The sequence below is a fragment of the Nonomuraea sp. NPDC001831 genome (assembly GCF_042892035.1).
In the GTDB taxonomy this organism is placed as follows: domain Bacteria; phylum Actinomycetota; class Actinomycetes; order Streptosporangiales; family Streptosporangiaceae; genus Nonomuraea.
Genome location: NZ_JBIATU010000021.1, coordinates 73,132 through 88,256, shown reverse-complemented (window position 1 = coordinate 88,256; position 15,125 = coordinate 73,132). Strand labels below are relative to the sequence as shown.

Annotated in this window: 11 protein-coding genes and 1 pseudogene; 3 read left to right on the top strand and 9 right to left on the bottom strand. The window is 68.1% G+C overall.

The window, feature by feature from the left end:
- Positions 1-3: 3 nt before the first annotated feature.
- The 4 genes from ACFYYW_RS43175 to ACFYYW_RS43160 form a co-directional block, all read right to left on the bottom strand.
- Positions 4-3,066, bottom strand: a complete 3,063-nt coding sequence (locus ACFYYW_RS43175; protein WP_387658806.1) for a Tn3 family transposase — start codon at positions 3,064-3,066, stop codon at positions 4-6.
- Between the two features lie 305 nt (positions 3,067-3,371).
- Positions 3,372-4,514 carry an SGNH/GDSL hydrolase family protein gene (locus tag ACFYYW_RS43170; protein ID WP_387658803.1) on the bottom strand — a complete coding sequence of 381 codons (1,143 nt, stop codon included), beginning with the start codon at positions 4,512-4,514 and terminating at the stop codon, positions 3,372-3,374.
- Positions 4,511-4,843 carry a nuclear transport factor 2 family protein gene (locus tag ACFYYW_RS43165; RefSeq protein ID WP_352366336.1) on the bottom strand — a complete coding sequence of 111 codons (333 nt, stop codon included), beginning with the start codon at positions 4,841-4,843 and terminating at the stop codon, positions 4,511-4,513. The genes ACFYYW_RS43170 and ACFYYW_RS43165 overlap by 4 nt, the downstream gene beginning before the upstream one ends.
- Entirely contained in the window at positions 4,840-6,213 is a 1,374-nt protein-coding gene (locus ACFYYW_RS43160; protein WP_352366338.1) for an MFS transporter, read from the bottom strand. The genes ACFYYW_RS43165 and ACFYYW_RS43160 overlap by 4 nt, the downstream gene beginning before the upstream one ends.
- Before the next feature lie 87 nt (positions 6,214-6,300).
- On the opposite strand from ACFYYW_RS43160, the gene ACFYYW_RS43155 reads away from it, so the two are divergent.
- Together ACFYYW_RS43155 and ACFYYW_RS43150 are read left to right on the top strand one after the other, a co-directional pair.
- Complete coding sequence (locus ACFYYW_RS43155; RefSeq protein WP_352366340.1) at positions 6,301-6,993, top strand: TetR/AcrR family transcriptional regulator; 693 nt, start codon at positions 6,301-6,303, stop codon at positions 6,991-6,993.
- Between the two features lie 359 nt (positions 6,994-7,352).
- Positions 7,353-8,468 carry a recombinase family protein gene (locus ACFYYW_RS43150; protein WP_352366342.1) on the top strand — a complete coding sequence of 372 codons (1,116 nt, stop codon included), beginning with the start codon at positions 7,353-7,355 and terminating at the stop codon, positions 8,466-8,468.
- Between the two features lie 24 nt (positions 8,469-8,492).
- Here ACFYYW_RS43150 and mihF read toward each other — a convergent pair whose 3' ends face one another.
- The 4 genes and pseudogenes from mihF to ACFYYW_RS43130 all read right to left on the bottom strand — a co-directional run bounded on the left by mihF (position 8,493) and on the right by ACFYYW_RS43130 (position 12,301).
- Positions 8,493-8,804 (bottom strand): integration host factor, actinobacterial type, encoded by a 312-nt coding sequence (mihF, locus tag ACFYYW_RS43145; protein ID WP_352366366.1) that lies wholly within the window; start codon positions 8,802-8,804, stop codon positions 8,493-8,495.
- A gap of 462 nt (positions 8,805-9,266) precedes the next feature.
- Positions 9,267-9,410: pseudogene (locus tag ACFYYW_RS43140) on the bottom strand (DUF72 domain-containing protein); the annotation flags it as partial.
- Between the two features lie 31 nt (positions 9,411-9,441).
- The gene (locus ACFYYW_RS43135) at positions 9,442-9,978 is read right to left on the bottom strand and encodes a DinB family protein (protein WP_352366368.1); all 537 of its coding nucleotides are present in this window, start codon (positions 9,976-9,978) and stop codon (positions 9,442-9,444) included.
- A gap of 478 nt (positions 9,979-10,456) precedes the next feature.
- Positions 10,457-12,301, bottom strand: a complete 1,845-nt coding sequence (locus ACFYYW_RS43130) for an endonuclease/exonuclease/phosphatase family protein (protein ID WP_387658798.1) — start codon at positions 12,299-12,301, stop codon at positions 10,457-10,459.
- Positions 12,302-12,746: 445 nt separating this feature from the next.
- Between ACFYYW_RS43130 and ACFYYW_RS43125 the strand changes: the two genes are divergently transcribed.
- Complete coding sequence (locus ACFYYW_RS43125; RefSeq protein ID WP_352366346.1) at positions 12,747-13,109, top strand: hypothetical protein; 363 nt, start codon at positions 12,747-12,749, stop codon at positions 13,107-13,109.
- Positions 13,110-13,591: 482 nt separating this feature from the next.
- On the opposite strand, the gene ACFYYW_RS43120 is transcribed toward ACFYYW_RS43125, so the two are convergent.
- On the bottom strand, positions 13,592-15,082 hold the full coding sequence (locus ACFYYW_RS43120; RefSeq protein ID WP_387658795.1) for a carboxylesterase/lipase family protein: 1,491 nt from the start codon (positions 15,080-15,082) through the stop codon (positions 13,592-13,594).
- Positions 15,083-15,125 lie beyond the last annotated feature (43 nt).

Here is a 15,125-nt window from a genome sequence, read left to right as displayed (position 1 = left end):
GGGTTACTCGGCGGGCGGGGGTGTGCGCAACGGCCGCAGTTGCCCGTCGCGGACCAGTTCGGGCAGAGTGAAACTGTAGCGGCCGAGCATGTTGAAATGTTCAAAGCCCAGAGGTGATAGCCGGGCGATGTCGGTGGCGGAGATTTTCTTACCCTCGGCTCGTATTGCTTCCAGGGCGCGGGCCGTATAGACCGTGTTCCACAGAATGCAGACGTTGGTGATAAATCCCAGGGCGCCGAGTTGGTCTTCCTGGCCTTCTTTGTATTTCTGCCGGAGCTCGCCTTTTTGGCCGTGGAAGATTTTGCGGGCCAGGGTGTGGCGGGATTCTTGCCGGTTGAGCTGGGTGTTGACGCGGCGGCGCAGCAGTTCGTCGTCGTAGTAGCTGGCCAGGTAGGTGGAGCGATCGAGTTTGCCCAGCTCCATCAGGGCGCGCCCGATGGGGGTTGGGGTGCCACCGCCGGCGAAGTAGCGAAACAGCTCGCTGGCCTTGACCGCACCGGTGAGCAGCGATCCGGCCACCCGCAGCAGATCATCCCAGGAGTCGTTGATCAGCTTGATGTTGACCCGGCTGCGGACCAGGGCGTCGATGGATCCGTAGTGGGCGGCCGCATCAGCGCGGAACAGGGTGGCGCTGCCGACATCGGCCAGGCGCGGGGAGAATTGCCAGCCCAGCAGCCGGAAGATGCCGAACGCGATTTCGGAGGCGCCTGCGGTGTCGGAGGTGATCTCGGTGGGCTTCAATGACGTTTCCTGATCCAGCAGCCCTTCCAGGATGTAGTACCAGTCTTTGGGGGTGCCGGGAATGACGATGCCGTGAAGGCTGGTAAATTGGTCGGAGGTGAAATTGTAGTAAGTGACGCCCTTGGCTCCCTTTTCCTTTCCGAAGTATTTGGTGTTGGGTCCGGCGTTGATGGTTTTCACCGGAACCACGAACCGCAGTCCGTCGGCGGAGGCGAGTTCGCCGCCGCCCCAGGCTTGGGCCAGCTCCAGGCCGGAGTGGAACTCGACCAGGGCGGCGTTGGCGGCCGTCAGGGTGGCGGCGCGCAGGTAGTTCTGCTCTACCCAATACAGCCGGTCCAGGGCGAGGGCGGGTTCGCCTTCGGCGGCCATCGGCCGCATGCCGACGTTCATCGCCTGGCTGACCAGGACGGCGGCGATCGAGGTGATCATGCCCTGTTTGCGGGAGGGCGCGTCCCCCGATACGTGGGTGAAGTGGTCGAGGCAGCCGGTCCAGGAGTGCACCTCCAGCAGGGCTTCGGGCAGGTCCACGATGGGCATGCGGGCGTCGATGTCGGCACGCAGCGTGGTCAGGGAGGCGGGCTCATCCAGGCGGTCCAGGCCGGTGAGCACCAGGTGGTCCTTGCCGCCTTCGTCCTTGGCCAGGCGTACCCAGTCGTTGCGCCCGTCGTCTTCGCCGGACAGGCCGGCGGCCAGTTGGCGGTAGGCGAAGTCCAGCGTGCCGGCCCAGCGCTCCACGTCGGTGCCGGGCTGCGGGGACAGGTTCAGCTCATCGCAGACGCGGGGGCGGGCCTTGTCCCACTCGGCGCCTTTCAGCAGTCCGGCGGTGGGGTCGCCCCATTTGCGCAGGCCCGGCACGAACACCTCGTGGCGGCGCAGCGATTCGCGCAGCCGCTCGACGGCCGCCACGGTGTAGGCGTGTCTGTTGAAGGTGCCGGCCAGTTCGCCGCGCTTGGGGAAGACGCGCCGGTGCCAGGCCGAGGACAGCAGGTCCGCGGGAACCTCGCTGGGGTCGATGTCGGTGCGGCGGCGCTCGATCGCTTTGAGGAAGTCCAGCGCGGCCAGCACCTCATGGCCGTGCGGTACCCCTTGCCCGGGCGCCTGGTCGGCGCCGGCGTTGAAGTCGAGGTGCTTGAGCAGCTTGGGCAGGAAACGTCGGATGGTGGCGTAGCGAGCCAGCAACTCTTCCTGGAAGTCCTCATCCGGTTCGCGGGCGATGTCGCCGATGACGTCGGCGGCGGCGCCGATGGCGGCCAGGTCCATCTCATCGAGGGCGGCGCGGATGTCGCCGTCGGGGATTTCGGCGACGGAGCGGATCTTCAGCCACACCTCGCGTAGCACGATCGCCGCGGTGTCGAGGTCTTTGAGGGTGCGCATCCGCTCCTTGTTCGCTTTGAACGCCGAGGTGCGCAGCAGGTCGCCGACCGCCAGGTCGAACACCTCGACCGCGTCGTCGGCCGACTGGGGGGCCATGGTCGCGGCGAAGGCGACCAGGGTGGCGAGTTTGCGGTCACCGGCCAGTTCGGCGACGGCCTGGGCGCGTGCGGCGTGGGCGAAACGGGCCAGTGCGGCGATCTTGCCGGGCGGCACCGCGCTCAGGTCCCAGCCGGCCGCGCCCAGGTCGCGCAGTTCCACGTGCCGGTCCAGGGCTTTGACCAGGCCGGTGCCGCTGACGTCTGTGGGGCTCTTGCGCAGTCGGTCCAGCCGGGAGACGCGCCGGCCCTGTTCGACCTTGACCAGGTTCTCCAGCACGACGGCCTGGTTCGGGCTGGGGGCGGCGGCCAGCAGCGCGTACTGGCGGGCGGCGACGCGCTCGCGCAGCGCGGCGATCATCCGCTCCAGGGTGGTGACACCGGGCAGCAGGATCTTGGCCTCCACCAGACGGTGGGTGGCCAGGTCGAACAGCACGATCGGGCGCTCGCCCGTGGTCCAGGCCCGCTTGTAGAGCCAGCAGGCCAGCGCGAACCACTGCTCGCCCGCAAAAGCAGTGAAGCCGTAGCCGGTGCGGATCTGCTCCTGATGATCCCAGCGGGCCTCCTTCTGGCCGTACCCCTTCAGGTCGGAGGCCTGCAGGCCGAGCTGCTCGGCGACGTAGTCGACCACCGCGGTGGGAACGTCCTCGGGATTGTCCAGAAAGCAGTTCAAGAACCGTGCGGTGCCCAGTTGCACGGACCAGCCGAGCTGGTTGCGCGCGCCGTTGGCGGCCATCGCCCGGCGCCGGTCATCGGCGTCCAGATGGAAGAAGGCGCCCAGCTGGGCGATGTCTGGCACGGCGTTGAAGACGCCGTATCGGCTGCGTTGCTCGGTTGTGAGGAAACTGACCGGCACAGGGGGCCTCCAGGCATGCCAGAGCGCCCCCACCTCGCACGGCGCGGCCGGGGGCGCCCTCGGATATCAGCAGCGGTCAGGCCAGATGATCGACGTGACCGATTACGTGGTGAATTGTTCCAGTCTCACGCCAGTCATGATCATCGATGTCCGGCTCATGACGGCCGGGGTTGCACGAGTGTCCGGGGTGCGAGCAGGAATCGTGCTACTCATCGTCGCGTTGATCGCTCAGTCGCTCCTGGCTGAGTTCGACGCGCCACCCGAAGGCTCCTGGGAGGAAGACCCTGCGGGTAGCGCGGCCGACGTCAAAGGAGCGACAGGTCGACGGCGGCGGCCATCGCCCGGTAACCCGCGTCACTCAAGTGCAGGTGATCGCCGGAGTCGTGAGCGGGATCCAGCACGTCGCCCATCGTCCGGGCCAGGTCGATGACGGCGTCGTACTCCCCAGACTCCAGGATCCAGGCGTTGAGTTCGGCCCGTTTGGCTTCGCTGCGCATGGTGGAGAACGCCGAACCACGCATGGGCAGCAACGTGGCGCCGACCACGCGCAGCCCGGCGGCGCGTGCCTGCCTGATCAGGTCCCGATGCCCGGCGATGACCTGCTGCGCCGAGACCTCGGTGTAGGGCGCGAACTGCGGGAACGGAGAGTTCTCCGCCACCTCGCTAATGGAGATGTCGTTGATCCCGGCCAGGATGAGGACTGTGCTCACTCCTGGCAGATCCAGCACATCGCGCTGGAATCGGACGGTGGCACGCTCACCCAGCCAGACCGAGTCGACCGTCACCCGGTTGCCGCCAACGCCCTGATTCAGTACGGCACGCCCCACCAGCCGCCGTCCCAGCAGGTCGGGGAAGCGGTGGTCAGTGTCGGGGGTGCTGCCCGTCCCGTCGGTGAGCGAGTCGCCGAAAACCACGATGCCGTCGCCCGCGGTCGCGTCGACGTCGACGTCGACGCCGCCTAGGTAGTACCAGGACTGTGAGGTCTCGGTGAAGGCGACACCATCATGGTCAACAAGGTGGTCGCCCGCCGCCCGATACGTGGTGGCCAGCGCCTGCGTGTGATAGGTCGCCGGCCCTGACGGCTCGGCCAGGTAGATCGTGATGGTCACCGCGTCCAGCGCCTCGGTGCGGAACGGCACGCCGTCGGTGGCCAGGTCGGCCCCCGCGGGGATGGAGAAGGCGGTGTCACCGGCCACCGTCAACTCGCGCAGGGTGTCGGGCTTGACCTCGGCGCCGCCCGCGCCGGCCGCGACGGTCAGGCCGGTGACGCGGAGTGGCGCCGTGCCGTACCGGTTGGACAGCCTGACTCTCAGGGTGTCGCCGCCGATGCCGAGCCGCACCGTCTGGCGGATCGTGTGGCCGGCGAAGCCCTCCTGCGACCAGTTGGGCCCGAAGCCAACGCCCGGCGGTTGCGGTGCGGTCGTCCAGGCCGCTCCCCAGCCGCTCATGCGAAGAACCCGATGATGCTGCTGATGCGGTCGCCGGTGAACTTCACCACGTCATAACCGATGGCGACCGTGCCGAGCCGCCAGGTGAACAGGGCGCGGTCGTGGTGGGTGCTGATCACGGTGTCGAGGGTGAAGCGCAGGTCGCCGAAGTTCTGCTGGGCCCTGCCGATCGCCTTCGACAGCTCCGCGTGCCCGCGCAGGCCCGCGTGGTCGGGGTCGGAGTAGAACGAGTCGTCGGTGAGGACGGATGTCATGAGCGCCTCACGGGCGGCGATGTCACGCTCGTTCCAGATGTCGAGGTACTGGAGGATCAGGTCGTTGGTGTTCATGCGGTTACTCCTTCGGGAGTGCGGGTTCGGGAGGGTTCGAGGGCCAGGGCGATCAGGCCCCCGGCGACGGTGAGTGCCGCCGCTGTCCAGCCGGCGACGTGCAGGCCGCCGAGGAGGTTGGGCGAGGCGGTGGTGATGGCGACGATGACGGCCAGGCCCATGGCGCCGCCGATCTCCTTGGCGGTGCTGGCGATCCCGGAGGCGACTCCCTGCTCGTGTGGCGCGATGCCGGATCCGGCGGAGGCGAACAGGGTGACGAAGGCGATGCCGCCGAACAGGCCCCAGACGACGCTGCCGGGCAGCAGGGTCCACAAGCCACCCGCGGGTGTGGTGCCCATGACCATGAGGGCGATGCCGACGCCGGTACCGACCGTCGAGACCGAGAGTGTGGTGCGGATCCCCCAGCGGCCGAGCGCCATCGGGGTGGCCTTCACGGCGGCGAACATGCAGACCAGGGTGAGCGGCAGGAAGCTCAGGCCCGCCTGGAGGGAGCTGTAGCCGAGGACGGGCTGCAGGTAGGAGGTGAGGATGTAGTAGCCGCCGCCGAGGGTGCCCTGGAAGATGGCGATCACGATCATGGTGGTGGCCAGGGAGCGGCCACGCGCCAGCCGTAGCGGGATCAGCGGGTCGCGCGTGCGTGACTCCACCACCAGGAGCGCCACCAGCAAGAGGGCGCCTGTGACCAGCGAGCCGTAGACGCGGGGCGAGTCCCATCCGGAGTCGGGGCCGCTGGCCAGCCCGAACACCAGCAGCGCGGCGCCCCCGGTGGCCAGCAGCGCGCCGGGCACGTCGAAGGAGCCCGGGGTGCGGTCGGGATCGGCGGGCAGCAAGCGGGGTGCGGCCAGGGCGCAGATCAGCGCCAGTGGCACGTTGACGTAGAACACCCATTCCCAGCCGAGATAGTTGGTCAGCACGCCGCCCAGCAGGGATCCGGCGGCCAGTCCCGCGCTGCCCGCCATCCCCCAGGCGCCCAGGGCCCGGTTGCGGGCCGGTCCCTCGGCGAATCCCCGGTAGATGAGCGTGAGGGTGGCGGGAGTCAGCAGCGCACCGCCGATGCCCTGGACCGCGCGAGCGGCCACCAGCATCTCCGACCCGGTCGCCAGTCCGCCGGCCAGCGAGGCGACGCCGTACAGCGCCAGTCCTGCCATGAACATCCGGCGCGGTCCGATCCGGTCGACGGCCCGTCCGCCAAGAAGCAGGAGCCCACCGAGGCCGATCGCGTAGGCGCTGACCACCCACTGGACCGACGACGGGCTGAAACCGAGCGCGTCCCCGATGTCGGGTAGCGCCACGTACACGATGTTGTAGTCGAGAGCCACGATGAGCTGCGTCAACGCCAGCAGCCCAAGGCGCAGTCGTGGCGATTCCATAAATGCCTTCCTACATGCCGTCGAATTCCTACACGGCGTTCACCATAGGGCACGGCGTTCAATAGTCAAACCCTGTAGACTGTCGGCATGGAAGCGACCATGAACCGACGCGAACGGCTGCGCGCCCAGACCAGCGCCGAAATCAAGGCGATCGCGCTCAAGCTCATGGCCGAGGGCGGCCCCGACGCGATCTCGCTGCGCGCCATCGCGCGCGAGATGGGCATGACGGCGGGCGCCATCTACAGCTACTTCGCCACTCGCGACGACCTGGTCACGACCCTGATCGGCGACGTCTACACCTCCCTCGTCGAGACCGCCGAGTCAGCGCGCGACGCGGTGCCCGAGTCCGATGCCGGCGGGCGGCTCATGGCCTGGGCACAGGCCGTACGAGAATGGGCCCTTGCCAACCCCGAGGGTTTCCGGCTCATCTACGGTGACCCGGTGCCCGGCTACCAGGCGCCGGAAGACAGCCCCGGCATTGCCGCCGGAGTGCGCGCCTGCACCGGCATCATCGGTCTCGTGGCAGCCGCGTGGCCGGCCACCGGGAGCGCGCGCCAGAACTATGACTGGGCCGACTTCGACGCCGGCTTGGTCGCGCACACCCGAGAGGAGTTCCCCGACCTGCCGCCCGCGGGGCTGGCCCTGACCATGCGCGTGTGGGGGCGCATGCACGGCTTGATGGCGCTGGAGATCTACGGGCACCTGCGCGGACTTGTCCACGACCCAGCAACCGTCTACCGCGACGAGATGCGCGAGCTCATCGCCTCACTCGGGCTGTAGCACATGAAGCTGCGGTTCAGGGCCATGATGGCCAACCCGCCCGATGACGGAGGAAGCCTCCGGTACGGCCTGAGTGTCGATCAGAGTGTCGTGGTTTGCGCGCATTGTGCGCTGGACTGATCGGCTGCCTGCTGCGATACCGGCGTATTTCCGGTGCGGTCGGCGGCGTAGCGCGTACCCAGCAGGCGAATCCCCAATAGATCAGCTCTCACAAACGCTCGATTCCCAGAGAAGATCACCGGAAGGCTCCGCAGGGCCAGTTCTGATCGCCAGAGAAGCTGATTTCTTCTCAGAACTAGTTCTCATGCAAGTTGGTAGATCGCCGTATTCTGGGAAATGTTTGTGAGAACATCTGGGGCATGGCCGAGGCCCCGGAACCCCGCGAACACACCGAATCCGCCCCTTTGTCCTTCATCGGCGAGGAACACCCCCATGATGCCGATGAGGTCGAGCGTCACCCGTGTCCGCGATGCGCCGTGGCGTCGGGTTCGCCGTGCCGGTCGCGTTCGGGCGCGGTGGCCGGCACCTACCACACCGGCCGGTTCACCAAGGTGCCCCGGCTGGCGAAGCTGTTGCGAGTGCCGACCCCGGCCAACCGGAACCCGGGCCAGCCGTGGCGGCCGGGCACGCCCCCGCCCGCGCCGCTCAGCGACGATGGGCCGTCGGCCGACATCCGGATCGGCTACGCCCGCTGCTCCGCCCTCACCCAAGAATTGCAGTCGCAGCTGGACGCGCTGGCCGCGCACGGGATCCCCCGGGAGAAGATCTTCTCCGAGAAGATCTCGACCCGGGTCAAGGTGCGCCCCCAGTTCGAGGCGGCGCTCACGCTGGCGCGGCAGATCAAGGCCCACGCCCCGCACTGCCGGGTCATCCTGACCGTCTATGAGATGAAGCGGCTGGGCCGCGACGCCGCCGAACTCACCGCCCTGGCCGACCACCTGACCGCGCACGGCCTGGTGCTGGAGATGCTCGCCGGGCCGCTGGCCGGCATCTATGATCCGTCCGGACCGGGCCGGATGCTGTTCGCGTTCTTCGCCGCGATGGCCGAGACCGAACGCGAGGCCATCCGCGAGTCCACCTTGGAGGGCCTGGACGCCGCCGCCCGCAAGGGCAAGCACGGCGGCCGCCCGGTGGTGATCACTGACGACATGCTGCACACCGTGCTGCGCCGCAAGGCGGCTGGGGAACGCGTCGAAGACATTCGCAAGGACCTGATCATCCCGACCGGGAGGCGCAAGGGCGAAAACCCGTCCCCCGCCAGCATTTACCGGGCCCTGGCCGAGCACGAGAAGACACAGGCCTACCCCGAAGCCGTCGAGGCGGCCCACGCCGACTTCGCCCTCCTGCAAGGCGAAGACCTCCCCCGACCCCGCCTGGCCCGCATCCGGCGCCCGGGCCAGGCGCCGACGGCGCAGGAGACCGAACTTCGCCATCGCCTGCAGAGCCAACCTCACCCGGACGCGGAGCTCCGATAGCGCACACCATCAACCCCGGCGCTGTCAGCTGATCAAAGCCCGCAAAAGTCGCTCGCGCTGCTGCTCGTTCAGCGCGCCAACACGCTGTTTCTCCTCCACCCCGCAGGTGGCCATCAACGCCGCGACCCGGGCCGGCCCATACCCGGGAACGGCCCGCAGGACCTGAACCACCCGTGTCCTGCCGACCAGATCCTGCCCGCTGCGCTCGAACACCTCCGCCACACTCACCGCGCCGGAGGCCACCTCCGCCAACAGCGCACGACGCGCCGTACGAGCCTCGGCCGCCTTCGCCAACGCCTTCGCACGCTGCTCCACCGTCATCACCGGCAGGGCCATCAGGCACCTCTCCTCTAGAGATTGGCTGGTCAGTGACTCCCGCCAGAGATCACGACAGGGCCGCCGTCGATCATCCTCCCGCACAGCGTCAACAGATGTGACACCAAACCCGGTTCGCCGTTCCACTCCTACTGGCAGGCCATGACCAGGCGACTGACCAGGAAGAGGCCGTCGGCATGGGTCCGCAAGCCAGCCTCCGCGCCGCAGGCCGCCTGAAAGGCGTCCTGCTCCCGAAGGCGTCTCCAGCCCCAAAGTAGCGATGAGATAGATCACGATTACTGCTCGTGGTTTTACGGGTAGGTGGCCGGGTCTGGCTGGTTGGGAAGGAGATCGGCGAGGGCGGTCCGTATGGCGGCGCGGCTGACGCCGTGGGCGCGGGCGAGCGCGGCGATGGAGGCGCCTCGTTCCTGGTATGCGGTCGCGCCACAGCTCGGCGGTTCGCAGCGCGGGCGGGTGGTAGTAGGTGGCGTCGACCTCGACCAGCGGGAATTTCGCCGCGTAGTGGTCGAGGCGCTCTTCTGGCGTGGTGGCCGTCGGTGGATACCAGCCAGACTCCAGCAACGACCGATCCGTCCACGACGCCGTTCCCACCAGAACCCTGCCCATGGCGGTGTGCACTGCCCCGATGAGGGCCGTGTCAGACGCCTTGGCGTATGTACAGGTCGCGCAGCAGGCCGATCTCGCCGCCGTGATGCGAGACCTCGACCAGGGCGTGCAGCGCGAGCTTCAGGTAGGTGTAGGTGCTGTCGGCGGGGCCCATGCCGATCGGCGCCAGCAGGCGCTCGTCGTCGAGGGCTGCAAGACGGGAGGTGAAGTGCTCCCAGTCCTCGGCGAGCGCCTGGAGGCCCTCCTTCGCGGTGCCCGGCCACGCGTCGCGGTCGCCGAACTCGGGGGCGTCGTCGAAGAAGTAGATCACATAGCCGCGCAGGCAGAGGTTGCCGATGTGCCAGATACGCCAGGCGATCGTGGTGACGGGGTCCGGTGCATCTGGGCTCGACTCTGGAAAGACCGCGTCGACGCGGAAGACGCCGTCGTCGCCGGGGCGCAGTCCGACGCAGTCGCTGACCGGCTCCCAGTGGTACTCGGCGTCGGTCAGGCCCTCAAGGCGCCCGAACAGCCGGGATCGCGCGTGTTCGAAGGTCAGGAGAATGTCCCGGGTGGCGGGATCGGTCATGTCCACCCGATGCACCCTATAGTCCGGATCTTGGAGCGCTATGCCGGGAATGTCGCATCGGTGATGTCGGAGATACACTCCCACGAGCAGTAATCGTGATCTAGCTCATCGCTACTTTGGGGCCGGGGACGCCTTCGGGAGCAGGACGCCTGAAACGCCCGAACCCTCCGGGGGAATCCTGGCCCGAGGGCATGGACTCCCCCTGCGGGCCTTGCCTACTCCAGGACGAAGAGCGTCCAGTTTCGAGTTGAACTGATGCGACGGTGCCTGCACGTGTAGTCCTTGACCACGCCGTGCCGCTTCAGGATGGAGCCCTCCACAGTGCAGCCGGCCTCGGTCATGGTCGCCGGCAGGAATCGCGCCACACGGGCGGTGCGTGACCCGGAACGTGGCGCAGTCCCACACCGTGGCCTGCGGCGACGCCGCTCATCCAAGCTGTCTGGCGATTCCCACCAGCGGACCAACACGTCTTCCCACATCATTCGTACGGAGTGATCTCGGCGATCGCGGTGGCGCCGCCCATGCCGTTGTCCACGCGCAGTCGCAGGTAGCGGGCTTTGACGCCATTGAGGTGGACGTCGTTCGGCCCGGTGATCCGCGGCCAGGTCACGCTCGCCACCTGCGCCCACCAGGTGCCGTCGGCGCTGACCTCCAGCGCACCTCTGAGCGGTGTGCCGGTCATGTTGACGACCGGATTCTGGGCATCCGAGATGGCGGCGGCCAGCTTGGGCACGAATCGGACCGCGGACAGCGTGCGCTCCTGCCCCATGTCCACCGTGATGAAGTGCGGCTGGGCGGGGCTCACCGTGGGATCGGCCGCGTCGGGATACCGCGAGTGGTAGTAGGTGAACGGGTCACCGTCGACCGCGAGTCGGGGGTCTCCCACGTGCGGTTTGAACGTGCTGGCCGTGGCGGACAGTTCCGCCGGTGGAATCGGGGTTCCCGCCGGCGGCGCGGGCCAGGCCCCGGGCGCGTACTCTGGCTTTTCCATCACGATGGGACGATTCGGGCCCGGACCGGTTCCGGTGACCAGCACGTCGGCGATGACCGCGCCGTGGTCGGAGTAGAACGGGTATTCCTGGTCCAGGTAGCCGCCCTGGTGGCGGGGCAGGCGGCGCACGTCGGTTCGGGCGCCCAGCACGCGCATTTGCGCCTTGTTGTCACGGAAGAGCAGGTAGTCGATGCGAGCGGGGGCGACGCCGAAGCCGCTCTTCGTGCTCCAGGTGCGGCCCGGATAGAGCCCGGCGTCGGCGTTGATGTAGCGGAAGACGTCGTAGAAACCGGCGTCGACGTACTGCTTGGTGTAGGTCCATGGCACGGTCAGCCCGGCGTGTCCGCGGGCCTTGGCGAACTGGCCGGTCCAGTCCCGATACGACCACGCGTTGAAGTCACCGCCCATGATCACGGGGGCGTCGTCCTTGACGTAGTACGGCACCACTTTCTGCAAGATCGCCTGGCCCTGCGCGTTACGTTTCGTGTCGTCGTAGGTGAGGATCGTGTTGATCGACGGCGAGATCGGTTTGCCGAACTGGTTGTTCACCACGGCGTGGTGCATGGGGGCGAAGACCGAGTCCTCGTGCCGGGACCAGACGGTGAAGGCGTGGATGAGCTTGCCGTTGGGCAGCTGCAGCTTGGCGCCGCCGAAGTGGAAGTCGGTGATCTCCGGCCGCTCGGTGTAGCGCTGGACGACCTTCAGCTTGGTGAAGAGCCAGAGATTGCGGTACTTCGCCTCTTCCGCCACAGTGATCGGGACCGAGCTGTACAGGTCGGTCGTGGCTCGCCCGGCGTTGAGCCCCTGGAGGATGGCGGTCTCCGAGCCGTAGGCCTCCACGACGAAGAAGACGTCGGGATTGACCTCGTTGACGTACTCGATCAGCTGCTTCAGGTTCTCACCGGTGTAGTCCTTGCCGTCGAGCGTGCCTCCGCCGAAGAGGTTCCAGGTCATGAGCCGTACCTGGGTGCCCGCCTGTCCCTGGGCGAAGACCGCGTCGCTGGCGTCGAGCTCGAACTCGCCCTGCGGCACCACGAAGGGATGTGACTCCGCCTTGCCGTTCGTCGTGTACAGCGTGGCCCGCATCCACACATACCCCAGGCTCCGCTGCCTGATGGCCATCCTGATCTCATGAACCTGACCGGCCACCGCCGGTCCTTCCGCCAGGATCGTGCAGAGCTTGCCCACCTGCTCCGGGCCCGGCGTTGTCAGGATCTTTCCGTCGCAGCGGTAGGAATACACGAAGCTGACCGCTGACGCCGCAGCCGGTACGGCCCAGGGCAGCAGTAATACGGCAACGGCGATCAGTAGCCGCCTTATCGGTCTCGTCATAAGGATCAAGTATGTCTGTGACAAAGGGAGACACGAAGCCGTGACTGTAGTACAGGTCATTTTCCGGCGGCCCCTGGCCGGACCGGGCGCGCCATTTTCGAGCGTCCAGCTAGCTCCGATGAAAGGGACGTCATAGGCAGGAGGTCGGCCGTTCATCAGCTCGGTCAGGTCCTCATCGGTCAGGGCAAGCTCGAAGGCACTGCCTGTTCACCGGGGATGCCAGCCGCGATCGAGTGCCATGCGTATGGTCGCCGTCATCAGTGCCGGCCGTACGGCCATTGTCCGTTCGCCCTACCACGCGTCCGGCCGGGAGCAGGGAAGCGACACCAGCGGGACGCGGCCCGACACGCCGGGCAGTTCCACCGCGAACGTCATCGGACCCCAACTGTTCCCCTGGCAGTAGGTGGGCTTACGACGGACGCACCAGCGGAATGTCATGTCGTCAATGGTGATGAGCCGCGAACCCTTCTTTGGAATCGCCATGAACAACCTCCTGCCCTGTTCCGTCATTGTTCCGGGGATGGCCGAGAACGGCGAGCAACGACCAGAGCCAGGCGTAAGAATAACCCCTCGTCAAACCCTGATCGACAGGGTTTTTGCGAGGTGGCCAGGGAGAGTACCGAAGCTCACCACCACAGCCACGACGCCATTTCCGCCGTCATCCATGCCGATCTGCGTGGTTCGCTCGATATTTGATTGCGTGCTCAACCGGCTCAGGCAGGCGTCCACGTCGGCCAGAGCATCGGCGCAGCTGGTGCAGGAGGCCGAATCCTTCCCGGCGCCGGGAAATTACTGGTTTGCCGTCTGATGGGAGGGCGGAAATCGGTCGCTTCGAGAGCGTCGTCGCAGGCGCCGTCAGCCAGCCAGCGACCGTTGCCATCCGACGAGCCATCGCGACTCTCCCGAGCTGCAGCGATACGTGGCGGTGTCCGGACACTGCCATTCAACTTCCACCGAGGCGACGCCCCGCGCTTCACCCGACGGGGCCGTCAGATCGAGCGCGGCCCCGTGGTGCGAGACTGCGGAAGAGGCCAGGACCTTGGCCAGCATGGACGGGCCCATGGTGCTCTTCCCCGCCCACGTCACCCGCTACTGGGCACGGCCGGACATCGCCTACCCGCCGGTCACCGACCTCCCGTCGGCCTCTCCCTGCTCTTGATGTCGTCCGTCACCCTCGGGTGGGATCTGATGCCAAGCGGGCCGGGTGTTGCCTGGCTGTACGCCGATTCGCGCTGTCCCCGTTGGGCAGGTGAGTGCCGGCGTCGCAGTCGTAGGAGCCGACCCGGACAATTACGAGAGATCGAAGGGGGCGGGGGAGTGGCCTTCCCAGATCTGGCGGGATGCCTGTTCGGGGTAGGGCAGAGTCTTCGACTCGGCGTCCAGGACGCGGGTGAGGTGCCCGCCGGGCCGGTGGGCGGACCAGCCCGCGTCGCCGGTGGTGACGAAGCGGACCCATGCCTCCTGGAGTTCGCGGGAGAGCGCGACGGCCTCGGGAGAGGGCTCCTCGCCGATGAGCTGGGTGCCGACGGGACTGTCCAGCGTGCCGAACGCCAGGGGCACGTCGAGGCTGTGGCAGGCGCCCAGGATGCCGCCGAGGGCCGGGGCAACCCAGCACAGTTCGAACAGGTACGAGGTGCCGCCGGCTGCGGCGTTCGCCTCGGCCAGCTTCTGTGACGGCATGCGGAAGAGGGCGTCGGAGTACACCGTCTCCACCAGCTCCTCGGGGCCTGCCTGCGGGAACGCGGCACGGTAGGCCCGCGCGCCGTCCGGCTGCGGGGCGTGCAGTTCCAGGGCTGCGTGGGCGTCCTCCTCGGTGAAGGTGCCGTACCGTCCGCTCATGACGCTGAAGTACCGGAATTCGTCCCGGGTGTGGCCGACGAGCAGTTCGGTCCCGCTCGCGCGCGCGCCGGTCAGCGCGGGCCAGGGCGTTTCCGGGAGGACCTCGCCGTCGACGACGGGGCACAGCGCGGTGCCGGTCTCCGTGAGGCGTCCCCAGCTCTCCCGGTGCGCATGGAGGCCGGCGTTGAAGGAGGTGAGTTCGGCGGCCAGGTGCCATGGGTCGATGTCGCGCAGGGCCTCGGCGGTGGGGGCCGCCGCGCCGAGCCGGTCCGCGAACGCGGCGGTGACCTGCTGTGCCAGCGCGGGGGTGCTGTGCAGCCCCGGCACCGAATGGGCGATGGCCCGCCGGAACAGGCCGCGCGCCGACTTCATCGTCAGCAGGGCGGCGACCGACCCTGCCCCGGCAGACACCCCGGCCACGGTGACCCGGCCGGGGTCGCCTCCGAAGGCGGCGATGTTGCGCTGCACCCACTCCAGCGCCGCGATCTGGTCGAGGAATCCGCGGTTGGCCGGAGCGTCGTCAAGGAACGCGAAACCCTCCGCGCCCACACGGCAGTTGATGGTCACCACGACGAGTCCCGCCTCGGCCAGCGCTGCCGGGTCGAGCATCGGGTCGCTCGACGCCGCCGAGAGGTAGCCGCCCACGGGGATCCACACCAGCACCGGCAGTCCCGCCGCGCCGGGATCCGGAGTGCCGACGTTGAGCGTCAGCCAGTCGGTGCCCTGCGGGGGCACGTCGATCGGCAGGGACAGCGGCACCACGGGGCCGAACTCGACCGCCTGCCTCGTCCCCTCCCAGCGGTGCGGCGGCGCGGGCGCGGAGAAGCGGAGCGCTCCGACCGGGGGCTGGGCGTAGGGGATGCCGCGGAACACCGCGTGCCCCTGCCGCCGGCGCCCCTGCACCACGCCTTCCGTGGTCCGTACCTTTGGCTGTTCGGACATGACGATTCCTTCCCTCGAATGGACCCCAGGATTATGGGTCAGA